Annotated in this window: 10 protein-coding genes; 4 read left to right on the top strand and 6 right to left on the bottom strand. The window is 59.2% G+C overall.

Annotation, left to right across the window (positions count from 1 at the left end; all coding sequences use genetic code 11):
- Positions 1 to 32: 32 nt before the first annotated feature.
- The 3 genes from AC1DNI_RS17085 to AC1DNI_RS17075 all read right to left on the bottom strand — a co-directional run bounded on the left by AC1DNI_RS17085 (position 33) and on the right by AC1DNI_RS17075 (position 5,364).
- A complete protein-coding gene (locus AC1DNI_RS17085) occupies positions 33 to 824 on the bottom strand; it encodes a DsbA family protein (protein ID WP_477692701.1) in 792 nt (263 codons plus the stop codon).
- A 50-nt stretch (positions 825 to 874) separates the two neighbouring features.
- On the bottom strand, positions 875 to 2,266 hold the full coding sequence (locus AC1DNI_RS17080) for a M48 family metalloprotease (RefSeq protein ID WP_370645490.1): 1,392 nt from the start codon (positions 2,264 to 2,266) through the stop codon (positions 875 to 877).
- Positions 2,267 to 2,445: 179 nt separating this feature from the next.
- Positions 2,446 to 5,364: an Rne/Rng family ribonuclease gene (locus AC1DNI_RS17075; RefSeq protein ID WP_477692700.1), complete on the bottom strand. Its 2,919-nt coding sequence runs from the start codon at positions 5,362 to 5,364 to the stop codon at positions 2,446 to 2,448.
- Positions 5,365 to 6,066: 702 nt separating this feature from the next.
- On the opposite strand from AC1DNI_RS17075, the gene AC1DNI_RS17070 reads away from it, so the two are divergent.
- From AC1DNI_RS17070 to prfB, 3 genes are all read left to right on the top strand, one after another.
- Entirely contained in the window at positions 6,067 to 7,272 is a 1,206-nt protein-coding gene (locus tag AC1DNI_RS17070) for an N-acetylmuramoyl-L-alanine amidase (RefSeq protein WP_477692699.1), read from the top strand.
- A 271-nt stretch (positions 7,273 to 7,543) separates the two neighbouring features.
- On the top strand, positions 7,544 to 10,003 hold the full coding sequence (locus AC1DNI_RS17065; RefSeq protein WP_091921653.1) for a penicillin-binding protein 1A: 2,460 nt from the start codon (positions 7,544 to 7,546) through the stop codon (positions 10,001 to 10,003).
- 104 nt (positions 10,004 to 10,107) lie between these two features.
- Positions 10,108 to 11,236, top strand: a protein-coding gene (gene prfB, locus AC1DNI_RS17060) for a peptide chain release factor 2 (RefSeq protein ID WP_477692698.1) whose coding sequence is annotated in 2 segments (ribosomal slippage) — positions 10,108 to 10,176 and positions 10,178 to 11,236 — 1,128 coding nt in all. Because the reading frame shifts where the segments join, the coding sequence is not laid out codon by codon here.
- Between the two features lie 10 nt (positions 11,237 to 11,246).
- Here the strand turns inward: prfB and AC1DNI_RS17055 are convergent.
- Both AC1DNI_RS17055 and AC1DNI_RS17050 read right to left on the bottom strand, forming a co-directional pair.
- Positions 11,247 to 12,518, bottom strand: coding sequence for a M23 family metallopeptidase (locus tag AC1DNI_RS17055; RefSeq protein WP_477692697.1), 1,272 nt, complete (start codon positions 12,516 to 12,518; stop codon positions 11,247 to 11,249).
- Between the two features lie 118 nt (positions 12,519 to 12,636).
- A complete protein-coding gene (locus AC1DNI_RS17050; RefSeq protein ID WP_228018256.1) occupies positions 12,637 to 13,110 on the bottom strand; it encodes a peroxiredoxin in 474 nt (157 codons plus the stop codon).
- Between the two features lie 287 nt (positions 13,111 to 13,397).
- Between AC1DNI_RS17050 and AC1DNI_RS17045 the strand changes: the two genes are divergently transcribed.
- Positions 13,398 to 16,631, top strand: coding sequence for an RNA-binding protein (locus AC1DNI_RS17045; protein WP_477692696.1), 3,234 nt, complete (start codon positions 13,398 to 13,400; stop codon positions 16,629 to 16,631).
- A gap of 8 nt (positions 16,632 to 16,639) precedes the next feature.
- Here the strand turns inward: AC1DNI_RS17045 and tyrS are convergent, their stop codons facing one another.
- Positions 16,640 to 17,893, bottom strand: coding sequence for a tyrosine--tRNA ligase (gene tyrS / locus AC1DNI_RS17040; protein ID WP_477692695.1), 1,254 nt, complete (start codon positions 17,891 to 17,893; stop codon positions 16,640 to 16,642).
- Positions 17,894 to 17,982 lie beyond the last annotated feature (89 nt).

Genomic DNA, 17,982 nt, shown 5'->3' with positions numbered 1-17,982 from the left:
GGGTTTTCGCAGTCAGAAGTAAATATTCAGACCTATTTGTTGCGAATATGGCTGATCCGCTCGGCCAATGCGTCCGCACCGAGGGCGCCGGGCACTACTTCAGTTCCGACGACATAGGATGGAGTGCCGGTGATGCTGAGGTTATTTGCGAGGTCATAGGTTTCCTGGAAGCTCTTTGTGATCTCAGGCGAATTCATCTTTTCGCGGATCTGCGCTTCATTGGCGCCGAGCTTGACGGCGATCCCCATGGCCGAAGCTTCGGTCGCCCGTCCTTCGCCGCCGAGAAGGTCGCGGTGGAATTCGAGATATTTTTCGGGCATGACCGCCTTGAATGCCTTGGCGACAATATGCGCCCGCGTTGAATCGGCGCCGAGGATCGGGAATTCCTTCATGACGAAGCGCAGGTTCGGATCGCTCTTCAGCAATGCGTCCATGTCGGGGAGCGCCTTCTTGCAGTAGCCGCAATTGTAGTCGAAGAACTCCACGATGGTGACATCGCCCGTGGGATTGCCGAAAACAGCGTCATTGGCGGATTGGAATATCTTGTCCTTGTTTTCGCCGATAACCTGCGTCGAGGCTTCCTTCTGCGCCGCTTCCTGCTTGGTATTGAGCGCGGTCTGAACTTCGAGCATGACCTCGGGATTGTTGATCAGATAGTTGCGCACGATGCCCTCGATCTCGGTGCGATCGGTGGTCGAAGCGGTGACCGCGGTCTTGTCCGGTGCGGAGGCCATGAGATCGGTCTGGCCCGCGTGATAGCCGAGCGCCAATGCGGCGATGCTGACGAGGCCTGCGGCTGCGCCAATCAGAGCGACTTTTGCCATTATGGAGTATCCTTTTTCAAAAACTATGTCCCCTGAGGGATTGCCGCATCTTACTTGCGCTTGGCGCTGATAATGTCCTGAGCCTGTATCCACTCGGGCGAGCCGCTTTTCAAGCCACGTTGTGCACGGGTCGCGAAGATTTGAGCGTCCTGGATCTTGCCCGAATAGAATTTTTCGTTCGCGCTGGCGAGATCGGAGAGCGCCATGTCACCCATCTGCCCATAGGCCTGGGCCAGATAGGCGTAGCCCGCCGGGGACTCGCGGTCGCGGCCTATGCTCGTCTTGAGTTCGTCGACGGCAATCTTGAGGTTCGCCGGCGTTCCCGTCAGCATCAAGGCGCGGCCGTAGTTCATACGGATCAGGCCCGACTTGCGCGGATCGAGTGAACTTGCTTTCTCGAAGGCGTTGGCAGCATCCTGCACCTTGTTCTGCTTTAGCAGCATTTCGCCGCGCATCTCGTAGAAATACGGGTTTTTCGGTTGCTCCTTGATCAGCGGATCAAGCTTCGTCAAGGCCGATTGCGCCGAGCCATTGAGATAGGTGGCGATCGCATCGCCGTAACGGGCGCCGATATTTTGCGGATCCTTGCGGAAGGTTTGCAGGACGCTGGCGCCCCCGCCGGTATAGGCGGCGATCTTGCCGCGCATCAGATCATGGCGCTGCTGCAGGGCAGGGCTGTCCTTCTTGTCGAAATAAGGGCTTGCCCGGGCCAACGTCTCGAGGTTGGCAATGCGCTCACGCGGCAGCGGGTGACTGATACGGTAGGGATCCATGCGCGTGCCCGTCAGCGACAGGGCGTTGGAGAATCGCTCGAACGTCGTGAGCATGCCCTTGGCCGATTGTTGGGTTGCGGCAAGGTAGGTTATGGCTGAACGATCCGCCGCCATCTCTTCCGTGCGCTGATAATTGAGCAGGCTGCGCATCGCGACTTCCGGCGCGCCCATCGCGATACCGGCTCCTGCCTTCGACAGGCCGCTAGCGCCCGCAGCGGCGCCGCCGACGATAGCGCCGACGCCGAGAAGACCCGCTACCACGGCCATTGTCTTGGCGTTGGCCAATTGCTCGCGCAGCTTGAATTGGTGGCCTCCGGCAAGATGGCCGGTTTCGTGGGCGATGACGCCGATGATTTCGTTGGGCGTTTCGGCTTGCAGCAACGCGCCGGTGTTGATGAAGATGCGGCGCCCGTCAACGAAAGCGTTGAAACTGCTGTTGTTAACGAGGACCACCTTGATCGCACGCTTGCCGAGGCCAGCCGCATTGATGATCGGCGTTGCGTAGTCGGTAACCAGCGCCTCGATCTCGGCATCGCGGACGATCGGCAATGATTGGGACTGGGCAAGAGCGACTGCACCTTGGGCGACTACCAGCGCGCCCGCGGTCAGGGCGATGAGGACGGGGCGCATCAGGGAGGCGAGCGAGCGGCATGAACGGCGAATTGTCATCATGGTCCCATTGGTATCGAAATCGAACTTCGAATGAAAGGGAGCCCAAGCTCCTCCCCACCTTGTGAAATCTGCCCAATTCGGCAAATCTGCGGCGCCACAAGCCAAATCCCGGTTTTCATAAAGAAAAACCGGCACGAATGCCGGTTCTTCTTGTCTTCAATTCAATCGACCGCGGCTCAGAAGAAACCCTTCTTCTGCCACCAGCCACGCTTCGGTTGCGCTTCACCTTCGCTCTTCTTTTCCGTAGCAACGGTAGATGTAACGACCGGCTCGCTCGGAACTTTCTCTTGCTTCGGTTCGGCAGCGACCGGCTGCGCTTGCGCAGGCGCCTCGGCTTCGACCGCTTCGGGCTGCGGCGCAGGCGATTCCTCGGCAGTAACCGCCTCTTCGACAACAGCCTTCTTCGTTGACTTGCGCGGTGCACGCTTCGGCTTGGCCGGAGCTTCGGCGACGGTTTCCACTGGCTCGGCAGCGGCCTCCACCGGTTCGGCGGCAGCCTTTGCGCGCGACTTGCGCTTGGCCGGCTTCTTGGCGGGCGCTTCTTCGATGACCGCAATCACTCCCTCGGCCACTGGCTCGACCGCAGGTGTCTCGACGGGAGCGACGACGAAGGCAGCTTCGGCCTCGTCGGCGACCGTCTCGATCGTCTTTGCCTTGGCAAAGTCCGGAAGCGGTATGGTTACGAACACCGGTTCCGCGTCCGGGACGGCTTTCGCAGCGATGTAGTTATCGCCGTCATCGCCGTCGCGACGGTTCTTGCGGCCGCCACGGCGACCACGGCGACGCTTCTTGCGCCGTTCGTTCTCATCTTCGCGTGCTTTCTTCGCGGCGGCATCCTCGCCTGGAACGGGCGGTTGATCAGCATCGTCCGCATCGTCGTCGCTGCGAACCGATTGACCGGGCTCGCCCGCGGCAACTTCCTGACGGTCACGTCCGCCACGCCGCCGCCGCTTGCGCCGGCGCTTGCGCGAACCGTCGTCGCCGTCGACGCGGGCCGTATCAGCAGCCTGAACGTCTTCGACTTCATCAGCGTCTTCGACCGGAATGTCGGCATCCTCGAAATCATCGGCGATGCCGAGTGTCGGGGTCTCCGCCAGCGGAACGATGGGACCGAGTGCGATCGAACCCTTGTCGATGGCGAAGTGCTGCGCACCAACGCTGTCATCGGCCTCGATGCTGATCGTCAGACCAAAACGAGCCTCGAGATCGGCAAGATTCTGGCGCTTGTGATTGAGCACGTAGAGCGCCGTCGGAACGGTGGTGCGAACAATGATATTGTTCTGCGAATGGCGCAGCAGGTATTCCTCGATCGAACGCATGACGTGCAGCGCAATCGATGAGGCCGAACGTACGTGTCCGGTGCCGCCGCACATGGCGCAGACCTGCGTCGTGCTTTCGAGCACGCTGGCGCGGATGCGCTGACGCGACATTTCGAGCAGACCGAAATGTGAAATTCGTCCAACCTGGATGCGCGCGCGGTCGTCCTTGAGGCAATCCTTCAGCCGCTTCTCAACCGCACGGTTGTTGCGGTTCTCCTCCATATCGATGAAATCGATGACGATGAGGCCGGCAAGGTCGCGCAACCGCAACTGCCGCGCAACTTCGTCAGCCGCCTCGAGGTTGGTCTGCAGCGCGGTGTCTTCGATCGAGTGTTCGCGGGTCGAACGACCCGAGTTGACGTCGATGGCGACAAGCGCTTCGGTCTGATTGATGATGATGTAGCCGCCGGACTTCAGCGTCACCTGCGGCTGCAACATACGGTCGAGCTGCGCCTCGATGCCGTTGCGGGCAAAGATCGGGGTCAATTCACGATAGGGCTGCACGACCTTGGCATGGCTCGGCATGAGCATGCGCATGAAGTCCTTGGCCTCGCGGTAGCCGTTCTCGCCAGCGACGAGGATCTCGGTGATGTCCTTGTTATAGAGGTCGCGGATCGATCGCTTGATGAGGCTGCCTTCCTCATAGACCAGCGTCGGCGCAGTAGAGGCGAGGGTGAGGCTTCGAACGTTCTCCCACAACCGCATCAGATATTCGTAGTCTCGCTTGACCTCGGGCTTCGTGCGGTTGGCACCGGCGGTGCGAAGGATGACGCCCATTCCTTTCGGAACTTCGAGATCCTTGACGATGTCCTTGAGGCGCTTGCGGTCCTGTACGCTGGTGATCTTGCGCGAAATGCCGCCGCCACGGGCAGTGTTCGGCATCAACACGGAATAGCGTCCAGCGAGCGAAAGGTACGTCGTCAGCGCTGCACCCTTGTTGCCGCGCTCTTCCTTGACGACCTGAACGAGCAGGATCTGCCGGCGCTTGATGACGTCCTGGATATTGTATTGGCGGCGCTGAAAGCGCTGGTGCGTCGGCACCTCTTCCATCGCATCCTCGGCACCGACCGATTCGACTTCATCGAGTTCGTCGTGCGCATCATCCTTGTCGTCGCCAGAGCGGCGACCGGACTTTTTCGAACGCGGCGTCTCGTTGTCCTCTGTGTCTTCCGGGTCGCCGTCGACGACGACAGCTTCGGAAATCACGTCGGCATCGATCGAAGCCGCGCGGGTCTGGCTGCCCGATTCGTCAGACTGGGATTCGCTCGCCTCTTCGGCGGCGACTTCCACGACGGCTTCGTCCTCAGACGATTCGTCCGTGACGGCACTCTCCTCGGCGTTCTCTTCCGAAGAGGAATCGAGCTTCGACGATTCTTCGCCCGAACGCGGGCCACGCCGGCCGCGCCGGCGATTGCGCGAGCTGCGATCATTGCGATCGCGGCTGCGCTGCTCGCTTGCATGTTCCTCGTGATCTTCGTCCTGGCTTGCCGCTTCCGCTTCCGCTTCGATCAGCGCCTGACGGTCAGCAACCGGGATCTGATAGTAATCAGGATGAATTTCGCTGAATGCGAGGAAGCCATGGCGATTACCGCCATACTCGACGAAAGCAGCCTGGAGGGATGGTTCTACGCGTGTGACACGCGCCAGATAGATATTGCCTTTGATCTGTTTCTTGTGTTCCGACTCAAAGTCAAATTCTTCAATCCGGTTGCCGCGAACCACGACAACCCGTGTTTCCTCCTGGTGGGAGGCGTCGATTAGCATCTTGTCCGACATTATAATTCTTCTCCCCGGCTGCAACGCTAACAACGCGAGACAGCCCGGATACCCTCAAGGTATCTGGAGCCGCGTCTTCACATCTGCCGGATATATTAAAGTTCGCAGAAACAGACAGACGCGGCAACGCGCGGACCTGCCTTGAGGCAGCCGCGGCTTGTAAGCCGGTTATGGTCACATCTGTACCAAACATTGTTGTTCCTGACGAAACGACCTCACGAATGGCACGCTTTTCAGCTGTGCCGCCACTGTTATCACCCCGCTAGGGGCTGGCCCGATGCGCCTTGTCTGCGCGATCTGCCGTTCACAAAGCGCTGCCGACAATCCCTGTCCGCGCGCGCCAAATCCTTTTGTCGGTTACCTACAGCGAAGCTTCGCCATCGCGCCGCCATGTCTGTGCTCCGCTTGTCTTTCCGGCATTTGCGGTGACATCGAAGAGCTGATTCCGGAGGGCGGAAAGTAACTCACCTTTGCTTTTAGGAGGTGTGTCGCTTAATGACAAGGCCTTCTTCATAATCGTGTCATCAACGGCTGCAACGAAATAACCTTGAATAAGAGATTATTAACCATGGCTCCTTACCTAATAGTCATAGATAATAGGCCCTGAGCAGACTTCCAGTGCGTGTTTGGTCGGTCGAGGTGCTTGCGGGGATTGCCTGCCCGCTCAGTTTCAAAGGTGTGAATGTGTTCCGTCGGATAATCATGGCTGCATTTCTTGGCCTTGTTGTCTCATTGCAGGGCGGCGCTGTCGCGCATGCGGCGGGCGATCTCGCCGCTTTGACCTATCAGGCAGCCGGCGACGAACTGCGCACACGCGTCGTCATCAATTTCGACCAGGAGCCGGACATTTCGACAATGCTGCTCGGCGATCCGCATCGCCTGGCGATCGACATGCCAAAGACGGTTTTTGGCTTCGACAAGAAATCGACCGAGGCGCGGGGTCTCATCACCGATGTGCGCTATGGGATGATCGACGCAACGCGCTCGCGGCTCATCTTTACTTTGAAGGGACCATTTTCGGTCGAACGGATCGACGTCCTCAAGAACGATAACAGTCCCGGCTACCGGCTCGTCGCCGATCTCGTCGCGTCGTCCGATCGTGCCTTTGCGGAAGCATTGAAGACGCAGAACCAGACGACTGCCTCGACCACATCGACGCCGACCGGTGATCGATTGGCATCTGCCGCTCCCGGCGAAGCAAGCCAGGCGCCGAAACCGTTCACCGTGGTCGTCGATGCCGGCCATGGCGGGATCGACAGCGGCGCGGAGAGTGCCGGCGGAAGCCTGGAAAAGAATGTGACGCTGATGTTCGCGCAGCAGTTGCGGGACGAATTGCAGAAGATCTCCGGCATCCGTGTCGAGATGACACGCAACGACGATACGTTCCTGCGCCTGTCCGAGCGCGTGCGTATCGCCCGCCAGTACGAGGCCGACCTGTTCGTCTCGATCCATGCCGACACGATCAATCGCGGCAATATCCGCGGTGCAACGGTCTACACCGTTTCCGACCGGGCTTCTGATGCGGATTCCCGCGCCATGGCCGACCGCGAAAACCGTGCCGACGCTGTGGCCGGCATCGCCTTTGATAATGAGGCGCCGGAAATCGCCGACATATTGATGGACCTGACGCGCCGGGAGACACACAACTTCTCGCTGAGTTTCGCCAAGACCGTGGTGAAGTCGCTCAAGAAAGACGTCAACATGATCAACAACCCGCACCGCTTTGCCGGCTTTCAGGTGCTGCGCGCGCCGGATGTGCCGTCCGTGCTGGTTGAAATCGGATATCTCTCCAATCAGGAAGACGAAAAGCTCATGCTCGATCCGGCATGGCGGAGCCATGTCGCCGAAAGGCTTGCCACGGCGGTCGGCGAATTTGCCGGAATGAAGACGGCTGGCGCGCTCAACTAGGAGTTATGCACGGTAGGGTTGTATTGAAAATTCTCACGCCCGTGCGTTGCCGAAACTACACATTTGGTATTTAAATTGTTAAGGGAAACGGGTTTTCCTTGCCTTTGTCACATTTGTCGATCAATGGCATCGACGAGCTTTCGGCGTCGCTCCTGGCACATGCCGAACTTGGGCTGGCTTTCACTGTGGCCATTCCTGCATCGCAATCTGCATGAATCGAAAGCTCGCTTTGATTTTACGTGCCAATTGGTGAAACGGGTTCCGGATACTTATGATACGCTTGATCGGATATTTTTTCGGAATCGGCACGGTTATGGCGCTGATCGCCGCTGCTGGCGCGGCCCTTTACGTCGTCAGCATCTCTAAGGATCTGCCGGACTACGAAGTTCTGGCCAAGTACGAACCACCGGTCATGACCCGCGTTCATGCATCCGACGGGCAGCTTATGGCGGAATTTGCGCGCGAGCGCCGGCTTTATTTGCCGATCCAGGCGGTTCCTGACCGGGTCAAAGCTGCCTTCATTTCGGCCGAAGACAAGAATTTCTATCAGCATCCGGGTGTCGACATTAGTGGACTGTTTCGCGCTGTCCTTACCAATATCCAGAACTACGGCACGCGCCGGCCTGTCGGCGCATCGACCATCACGCAGCAGGTCGCCAAGAACTTTCTCCTGAGCAATGACCAGACCATCGGCCGCAAAGTCAAGGAAGCGATCCTCTCGTTCCGCATCGAGCAGGCCTATTCGAAAGACCGCATTCTCGAACTTTACCTCAATGAGATTTTCTTCGGCCTCAACTCCTACGGCATTGCAGGCGCCGCGCTGACATATTTCAACAAGTCGGTGAACGAATTGACCGTGGCGGAGGCTGCCTATCTCGCGGCCCTTCCGAAGGGACCTTCCAACTACCATCCGTTCCGCCAGCCGGAGCGTGCGATCGAGCGGCGCAACTGGGTCATCGATCGCATGGCCGAGAACGGCTATGTGACGGCGGAAGAAGCTACGGAAGCGAAAGCCGAGCCGCTCGGCGTTACGCCGCGGCACACCGGCAACTATCTTTTTGCGTCAGAGTATTTCAGCGAAGAGGTTCGCCGCCAGATCATCGCCAAATATGGCGAGAACGCGCTCTATGAGGGCGGTCTTTCGGTACGTACCACGCTCGACCCCAAGCTGCAGGTCATGGCGCGCAAGGCGCTGCAGCACGGGCTCTTCAAATATGACGAGGCGCGCGGCTATCGCGGCGCCTACAAGACCATTTCAACCAATGGCGACTGGGGCATTCCGCTGTCCGAGATCAAGGCGTTCTCCGACGTGCCGGAGTGGCAGCTCGCCGTCGTGCTCGAGGTAACGCCGCAGCAGGCGACGATCGGTCTGCAGCCCGACCGCGAGACTTCCGGCAAGGTCGTCAGCGAGCGCAAGCAGGGCACGATCGACGCGGCCGACGCAAAATGGGCCTTGAAGCTGCTCATCGACGGCAAGCGCTCGTCGGCAAAGTCACTCGAGGGCGTGCTCAATGTCGGCGACGTGGTCTTTGTTGAGAAGAAGGAGGGCAGCAACGATGCCTTCCAGCTGCGCCAGGTGCCGAAGATCGCCGGCGGCGCTGTTGCGATGGACCCGCATACGGGACGCGTTCTTGCCATGGTCGGCGGCTTCTCCTTTGCCGAATCCGAATTCAATCGCGCGACGCAGGCGATGCGCCAGCCAGGTTCCTCGTTCAAGCCGTTCGTCTACTCCGCCGCGCTCGATAATGGCTATACGCCAGCCTCGGTTGTGCTTGATGGTCCGATATCTATCGACCAGGGCGGCAGCCTCGGCATATGGGCGCCGAAGAACTATGGCGGAAAGTTTGCCGGCCCATCGACGCTGCGCTACGGCATCGAACAGTCGCGCAACCTGATGACGGTCCGCCTGGCGCAGGACATGGGCATGAAGCTCGTTGCCGAATATGCCGAGCGTTTCGGCATCTATGACAAGATGCTGCCGGTTCTTGCCATGGCGCTCGGCTCGGGCGAAACGACGGTGCTGCGCATGGTGACCGGCTATTCGATCATCGCCAATGGCGGCCGCAAGATTACGCCATCGATGATCGACCGCATTCAGGATCGCTACGGCAAGACGGTGTTCAAGCATGACGAGCGCAAGTGCGAAAACTGCACGGCCACCGAATGGAAGGACCAGCCGGAGCCGGATCTGATTGACGACCGCGATCAGGTGCTGGACCCGATGACCGCTTATCAGATCACCTCGATGATGGAAGGCGTCGTGCAGCGCGGTACGGCGACGATCCTCAAGAGCCTCAATCGTCCGATCGCCGGCAAGACCGGAACGACCAATGACGAGAAGGATGCCTGGTTCATCGGCTTCACGCCCGACCTCGTCTTCGGCCTCTATCTCGGCTACGACACGCCATCGCCGATGGGCCATGGCTTTACCGGCAGCGGCCTTGCCGCACCGGTATTCAAGGAATTCGCCGAAGCTGCCCTGCAGGGGCAGCGCTCTGTCGATTTCCGTGTGCCCGAGGGCATGACGGTCATCCCGATCGACCGCAAGACGGGCATGCGCGCCTCGCCGGACGGCCCGAATGTCATCATGGAAGCGTTCAAGCCCGGCACCGGTCCTGCTGACACCTATTCGGTCATCGGCATGGATACGTTCTCGGAAGGCTCACCTGTCGAGGTGCAATCGCCAAACGTGAACCGGGCCATTCAGGGCGGTGGCGGCGGTCTTTTCTGACCGCCTGGCCCGCACTATTTCAGGTAGAGCTGAACACTTTACATCGCGCGGACCAGTCAATATGGTCCGCCGAAATTCGAGCATAGAGAAGGAACGGACAGCCAATGCGCGCCGAAATCGAGACGCTGGTCGACGAGATCAAGCAGGCCATAAGCCTGCTGAGGAGGCATCTTTGACTGGGATGCTTCAATCAAACGCCTGGGCTATCTGAACCAGCTTGCCGAAGATCCGTCGCTGTGGAATGACGCGCAGGAAGCACAAAAGCTTATGCGCGAGCGCCAGCAGCTGGAAGACGGCATCAACTCGATCCGCACCTTAAGCCAATCCCTGGACGACAATGTCGAACTCATCGCCATGGGCGAAGAGGAGGGCGATGCGTCGATCGTGGCGGAGGCGGAAGCCGCGATCCGGGCCATCAAGCAGGACGTGGATCGCCGCCAGATCGACACGCTGCTTTCGGGCGAAGCCGATGCCAACGACTGTTACCTCGAAGTCCATTCGGGTGCAGGTGGCACCGAGAGCCAGGACTGGGCCAATATGCTCCTGCGCATGTATACCCGCTGGGCGGAACGCAAGGGCATGAAGGTAGAGCTTCTCGAAGTTCACTATGGCGAAGAAGCCGGTATCAAGTCCGCTACAATCCTCGTCAAGGGCCACAATGCCTACGGCCTTCTGAAGACGGAATCCGGTGTTCATCGCCTGGTGCGCATTTCACCCTATGACTCGAATGCGCGCCGCCATACGTCGTTTTCCAGCATCTGGGTCTACCCGGTCGTTGACGACAATATCGCCATCGATGTCAACGAATCCGACGTTCGCATCGATACCTACCGCGCGTCGGGCGCAGGCGGACAGCACGTCAACACGACCGATTCAGCGGTGCGTATCACGCATATCGCGACCGGCATCGTCGTACAGTGCCAGGCTGAACGTTCACAGCACAAGAATCGTGCGACCGCATGGTCCATGCTGCGGGCTCGCCTTTACGAGGCCGAGCTTGAAAAGCGCGAAGAAGCCGCAAACGCGATTTCCGCATCGAAGACCGACATCGGCTGGGGCCATCAGATCCGTTCCTACGTCCTCCAGCCATACCAGTTGGTAAAGGATCTGCGCACCGGTGTCGAAAGCACCAGCCCGCAGGATGTGCTTGACGGCGAAGTGGACGAGTTCATGGAAGCAGCCTTGGCGCACCGCGTTCATGGATCGGACGTGGTCGTCGAGGATATCGCCTAAAGCCGCATTCTCAGAGGTCGGCAGCGATCTGCCGGCCGATGGCGAGGAAGGTCGTCGGATCGACGGCGTTGCCGTTTCTGCGCACTTCGTAATGGAGGTGCGGGCCGGTTGAGCGTCCTGTGCTCCCGACCTTGCCGAGAACGTCGCCGAGCTTGACGCGCTGGCCCGTCTTGACGAGGATCTGGCTCATATGGCCGTAACGCGTGACGAGCCCGTTGCCGTGGTCGACCTCGACCATATTGCCGTAACCGCCGGCATATTCGGCAGCAGTCACGGTTCCGTTGGCCGTTGCAAGAACCGAGGTTCCCGCTATTGCGCGGAAATCCATGCCCGAGTGAAAAGCCATCATGCCGATGAGCGGGTCTCTGCGCACGCCAAAGGAACTTGATACCGGCATTCCGGGCGCCGGGTTGGCGATGGGGACGGCCTTTGCCAGCTTCTTTGCGCCTTCAAGACGATGCAGCGCATCATTCAAATCGGCGAGTTTCGTGTCGAATGGCGCGGTTGGGTTAAAGCTTGCCAGAATCAGCGGCCCACCAGCGCCGGCAGTCTCACCGCCCGCTGCCCGTTTGATTCCCGTCGCTGCAAGCGCATCCATGATTTTGTCGGCGGCTTCATAGGCTGTATTGGACAGCGTCTGCATCTGGCGGGACTGCTTGGTTTCGATCGCGGCGAGCGAATGGTCGACGGAATCGAGCAGTCCGGCCTTGTTGACCTTGGCTTTCGCCTTGTCGTCACGCGGCGCGGGCTTTTGCGTCGTCGACGTTGGTCCGGTAATGATCGGATCGATTCCATAGAAGGCATCGGCGTCCTCGGACCTGACAATATTGTCGGCATCGCTGTCCATCGCGAGGTGTGGAGCAACGTCAGCCGGCAAGCTATTGCCGGCGCGTTTGAGCATGGGCGCGAGCTTCTGGTGCTGCTCGGTCAGGCGCTTCTGGCGCTGAACAAGTTCTGCAACCTTGCCCTCGACCAGTTTTCGGTCGAGAAGCTGGCGACTGGTGACGCGGTCGAGCTGGGTGCGGAGCGCGGCGATGCGATCCTCGTAGGCGCGCTCGATCTGCGCCTGCCGGGCGACGCTTCCGGTTATGAGCTGATCGCGGAAAACGAGGTAGGATGTCGCAAGGATGTAGGTTCCGGCAAAGCCCACGGCCAGCGACCCGCCGAGGAGCGCGGCCCAGGGCTTCACGCTGAAATGGCGGATCGTTTCACCGCGCGCAATGATGATTGTATGCGGTTCCTTGATCGTGCCGAAGATGCTGGAGCTCTTGACCTTTTTCATGGCTGTGTGTTCGTCGATCCGCAGCTGAATTCCTGCAAATCACTACACTCTGTTAGGGTTAATAAATCCTGACAGAGCCGGGCATTCTCATTGAATTCGCAATGAAAAAGCGAAGAAATCAGCTTTTGAGCGCCCGCGTCGCCTCGAGAACCTCCGCGGCGTGGCCGGGAACCTTGACCTTGTTCCACACCCGGGCAATTTTTCCACTCGCATCGATGAGGAAAGTCGTGCGTTCTACGCCCATATATTTGCGGCCGTACATGCTCTTTTCGACCCAAAGCCCGTAGGCCTCGATGATCTTCCTGTCCTCGTCCGCAACGAGATCGACCTTCAGATCATGCTTTGTCTTGAATTTGTCGTGCTTTTTCACGGCGTCAGGAGACATGCCGATAACCGTGGCGCCGAGCGCTTCGAATTGCGGCTTGAGGCCGGAAAATTCGATCGCCTCCTGGGTACAGCCGCTGGTATCATCCTTCGGGTAGAAATAGAGCACGACCGGTTTGCCGCGCAGCGCGGACAGTGTGATGTCGCCGCCGCCATCGCGGGGCAGGGTGAAGTCCGGAGCGATGCTTCCAGTGTCCAGAACTGTCATATGAATGCCTTTCTTTTGATTATTGAATGCCCGCCTCAGTTACGCAACTACAGAGGCAAGGGAATCGTCTACGGTTTCCCATATGATTCCTCAATTGGCTTGGGAATTTGACAGAGAAACCGGAAAAAGTCCGCTTCACGAAGCGCGACTTCACAAAACTTCATCGCTACCCGTCAGCTCATAAGCGCGGCAGGGCTCCCGTTGCGACGCCGCGGCGTCGTTCGCGTTTACATATTGCAACGAACGCCTGCTTTTCGTTCATCATTCTTGTCGCCATTCTTGGAGGCATGGCCTTTACTGTTCTGCGGGTCGGCATAGGCGGCGAAGCCCTGACCCGGCGCACGCAGGCGGCCTTGAAATCGGTTGTCGGCCCGGAGACAGCAGCAACCATCCAGTCGGCGCAGATTTCACTCGACCAGCGCCATCACCTCGCCCTCGAGGCAAGGGACGTCAACATTTCCGACGCGAAGCGCGGCATCGAAATAAACAATGTCCGTTCCGTGCGGATCGGTCTGGCGACGCTGCCGCTGCTGCAAGGTAACGTCAAGGTCGAGCGCCTCGAACTTGACGGTGCCGAGATCAAGGTTACCTCGAAGGTACCCTTCGATTTCATGACCCTCGTTCCCTGGGACGCGCAGGGTCTCGTCGATCTCGATGGCGCCCAACGCGTGATCTTTTCGGGACTTGAAAGCGCGGTGTCGCTGCTCGATCAGCGCGAGACCCGCGACATTACCATCACCGACACATCGTTTGATTTCACCATTGCGGGTGCACCGGAGCGACTGCGGATCGTCAATCTCGATCTATCAGAGACTGGCGGGCCTGTCGCCATCAACGGAACGGTCGAGTGGCGAGGCAAGCAAATCGCGATTGCAGCACAGGCAAAGCGCTCGGCCGTCGGCGCGAAAATCGAGGCGTTTTCGCTCGACATCAGCAAAATTCCTCTCCAAGGCACTTTTGGCAATGCGCCTGCGCCCGATATCGACGGCATCAAGCCTGACGGCGCCTATCTTGCCTATGGCAATCTCGCCGAAATCAAGCTCGATGGTCTTGCCGGGTCGGCGAGCGAGCCGGCCCGCGTCTGGGGTGCGCTCAACATAGGCGAGGGCCCGGTTTCAATCGGTAATGTCGACGATATGTCTGTCGCGGCGCAGATCAATTTCGAGCACGCTGCCGGGTCGAAGGCCATCGATCTCAAGCCTTCGATGCTGAATTTTGGTGCATTCAAAGGAACCGTCACGGGCGCGATTACCCCGGACGCGGCAAATCCGGCTGAACCTGCTTATCGGTTCGAACTCGGTACCAACCAGGCAACGTCTTCGCCGCAGGACTCGAGCGAACCGGCGCTGGCATTCGATGCCGGCTTGTCGGGACGATACGTGCCGTCGCAAAAATTGCTCGATATCCCGAAGATTTCCGTACGTGCCGGCGAAGACAGCGCGTTGACAGGTTTTGCCAAGGCGACGTTTGGCAATGGCACGCCGGCCATGCAAATGTCGCTGCAGATTCCACAGATGCCCGTCGCCCATGCGAAACAGTTATGGCCCGTCTGGGTCGCTACCGGCGCGCGGCGGTGGGTTCTCGAAAATCTCTCCGGCGGAACGACCAGTGACAGCAGGATCGACTTGAATTTCGCGGCCGGCCGGTTCAACGGCCCCGGCAAGCCGCCGCCGCTCGAAGCCGATGAACTGCAGGCGGATTTTGCCGTTCAGGGGTCGCACTTCAATATCGTCGGTGAACTGCCGCCGGTCAGCAATGCCGACGGGAAGATCAGCGTGCGCGGCGCGCGCACGACGATCTCCCTGGAGAACGGCGTTGCGATCACCCCGAACAACCGCGAAGCGCATATTGTCGGCGGCACGCTGGTCATCCCGTGGGGACCGCAACGGCCGGTGCTTGCCGATCTCGACCTTAATCTTGCGGGCGACGCTTCGGCCGTCGCCGAAATCATCGGCTACAAGCCCATAAACGCCGTAAAAAACCTGCCATTCACGCCCGATGACATCAAGGGCAACGTCAAGGCACACGTGCTCGTCTCATTTCCGATTACGCGGCGCGCGCCCCCGGGTAGCCTCACATATACCGCCGAGATGGCGCTCTCCAACATCGACCTCGCCAAGAAGATCGACGGACAGTTGATCACGGATGCAAGTGGTTCGCTTTCGGTCACCCGCGAGGGGGCGAGCCTTGATGCTGAAGTCAAACTAAACGGCATTCCCGCCGATGTGGAACTGTTCGAGCCCCTGGGCGGCAACACGGCGAAGCGCGAGCAGAACGTCACCTTGCGGCTCGACGACAAGACACGCAACGCGCTGTTTCCTGCGCTCGACCCGCTGCTGTCCGGCCCGATATCGGTCGATATTTCAAAGGGTGCCGATGGCGCGCGTGTTGCAACGGCGGACTTGACGAAGGCCGAGATAAAACTGGCGCAAATCGGCTGGACCAAGGGCGCCGGCGTGAAGGCCACCGCAAAATTCGCCCTGCAGCAGGACGGCGATACGGCAATCATCAAGGATCTCGATATTGCGGGCGACACGTTCCGCATCCAGGGCGACGTCAAGGTCGTCGGCGGCGATTTGAGCTCGGCAGATTTCAATAACGTCAAGCTCAATCGCGGCGACGACATCACGGTCAAGGTGGCGCGGACGCAATATGGCTTCCGCGTCGATGTGAAGGGCAATGCGTTCGATGCGCGGCCCTTGCTCAACCAGATCACGGACAAGAAGCAAAAGAACAGCGAGGCAGGTGGCAAGCAGAGAGTGCTGATCAATGCCGACATCGATAATGTCGTCGGATTTTATCAGGAAACCTTCAGCAATGTCTCGCTTTCCTACGAGGGCGTCGGCTCAAATGTTTCGGGTCTCGCCTTCAACGCGATCAGCAAATCCGGCCAGAAGGTGATTGCGACGGATAGTTCCGGGAGCGGCGCCCGCTCTATCAACCTTCAGTCGCGCGAAGCCGGCGCGGTGCTGCGTTTCTTCGGATTCTACGAGAAGATGCAAGGCGGCAGCATCAGCGTTGCGCTCGACTCCAAAGGCGACGGGCCGTTGCGCGGGCAGGTCGACGCCCAGAACTTCACGCTCGTGAACGAGCCGCGGCTCGCCAAATTGGTGTCAACCTCGCCAAACGGTACAAGCCTCAACGATGCCGTGCAGAAGAACATCGACGTGTCGCGCGTGACGTTCGATCGCGGCTTCTCGCAGATCGAGAAAGGCTCGAACTACATCAATCTTGCAAATGGGGTGATCCGTGGGCCGACGATCGGCACGACGTTTCAGGGCGTTCTCAGCGATCCTGCAGGGAACATGAACCTGACCGGAACATTCATGCCGGCCTACGGCATCAATCGTATCTTCGGCGAGTTGCCGATCCTCGGCATGTTCCTCGGCAATGGCCGCGACCGCGGCCTTATCGGCATAACCTACCGGCTGCAGGGACCGCTGAAGCAACCACAGATCATCGTCAACCCGATATCCGTGATTGCTCCTGGCATCTTTCGTTCGATCTTCGAGTTCCAGTAGGAACTTGATCAGACCGGGCGAATGAGGATGTGCTTCTTCTTGCCGAGCGAGAGCTTGATGACGCCATCGCCAGTCACCTCCGAAGCGCCGATCTGAGCCCGCTCATCCGATATGCTGGCGTCATTGATACGAACCGCGCCTCCCTGGATATGGCGGCGCGCTTCGCCGTTGGAAGTGGCGAGCCCGGCCTTGACAATAAGGGTCAAGATACCAATTCCGGGCTCAAGTTCGCTTGCGGCGATCTCGATTGTCGGCAGGCTGGTGGCAAGCGCGCCTTCCTCGAAAGTCTTGCGCGCGGTCTCGGCTGCTTCTTCGGCAGCCTTCCGGCCATGCAGCAGGCTCGTCACTTCGGTGGCGAGGACCTTCTTGGTCTCGTTGATCTCCGCACCGCCCAATGCGCTAAGCCGGGCAATCTCATCCAGCGGCAGTGTCGTGTAGAGCTTCAGGAAGCGCTCCACATCGGCGTCTTCGGTATTGCGCCAGTATTGCCAGAAATCGTAGGGGCTCAAGAGTTCGGCGTTGAGCCATACGGCGCCGTTCATCGACTTGCCCATCTTCGCACCTGAAGATGTGGTCAGCAGCGGCGAGGTGAGGGCGTAGAGCTGCGGCGTTCCCAGGCGATGGCCGAGGTCGATGCCGTTGACGATGTTGCCCCACTGGTCGGAGCCCCCCATTTGCAGGCGCAGGCCATAGCGCTTGTTGAGTTCGACGAAATCATAGGCCTGGAGGATCATGTAGTTGAATTCGAGGAACGACAACGATTGCTCGCGATCGAGCCGCTGCTTGACCGAATCAAATGACAGCATGCGGTTGACCGAAAAGTGCTGGCCGACATCGCGCAGGAATTCGAGGTAGTTGAGCGGCAGGAGCCATTCGGCGTTGTTGACCATTAGCGCATCGCGGGGACCATCGCCAAAGGTGAGATAATTGGTGAATACGCGCTTGATGCCATCGATGTTGGACTGAATTGTCTCGGGCGTCATCAGCTTGCGTGCCTCGTCCTTGAACGAGGGGTCGCCGACCATGCCGGTACCGCCGCCCATCAGGGCGACGGGGCGATGGCCGGTTTTCTGCATCCAGTAAAGCATCATGATCTGTATCAGGCCGCCCGCATGAAGGCTCGATGCCGTCGGATCAAAGCCGATATAGGCAGACACGGTTTCCTTGGCGAAGAGCGCATCCAGACCCGCATCGTCGGAGGTCTGATGGATGAAGCCGCGCGTGGAAAGCGTGTGCAGAAACTCGGATTTGAAGGCAGACATTTCGGGTTTTCCTGATTGAATCAAACGGCACAAAGCATGTGCCTTAACAGACGCTGCCGTTTAACATCATTCTCAATCGAATCACAAGA

This window comes from Phyllobacterium sp. 01N428 (assembly GCF_056399405.1).
Note: the sequence above shows the minus strand (reverse complement) of the source record. Positions and strands in the feature narration are given on the sequence as shown.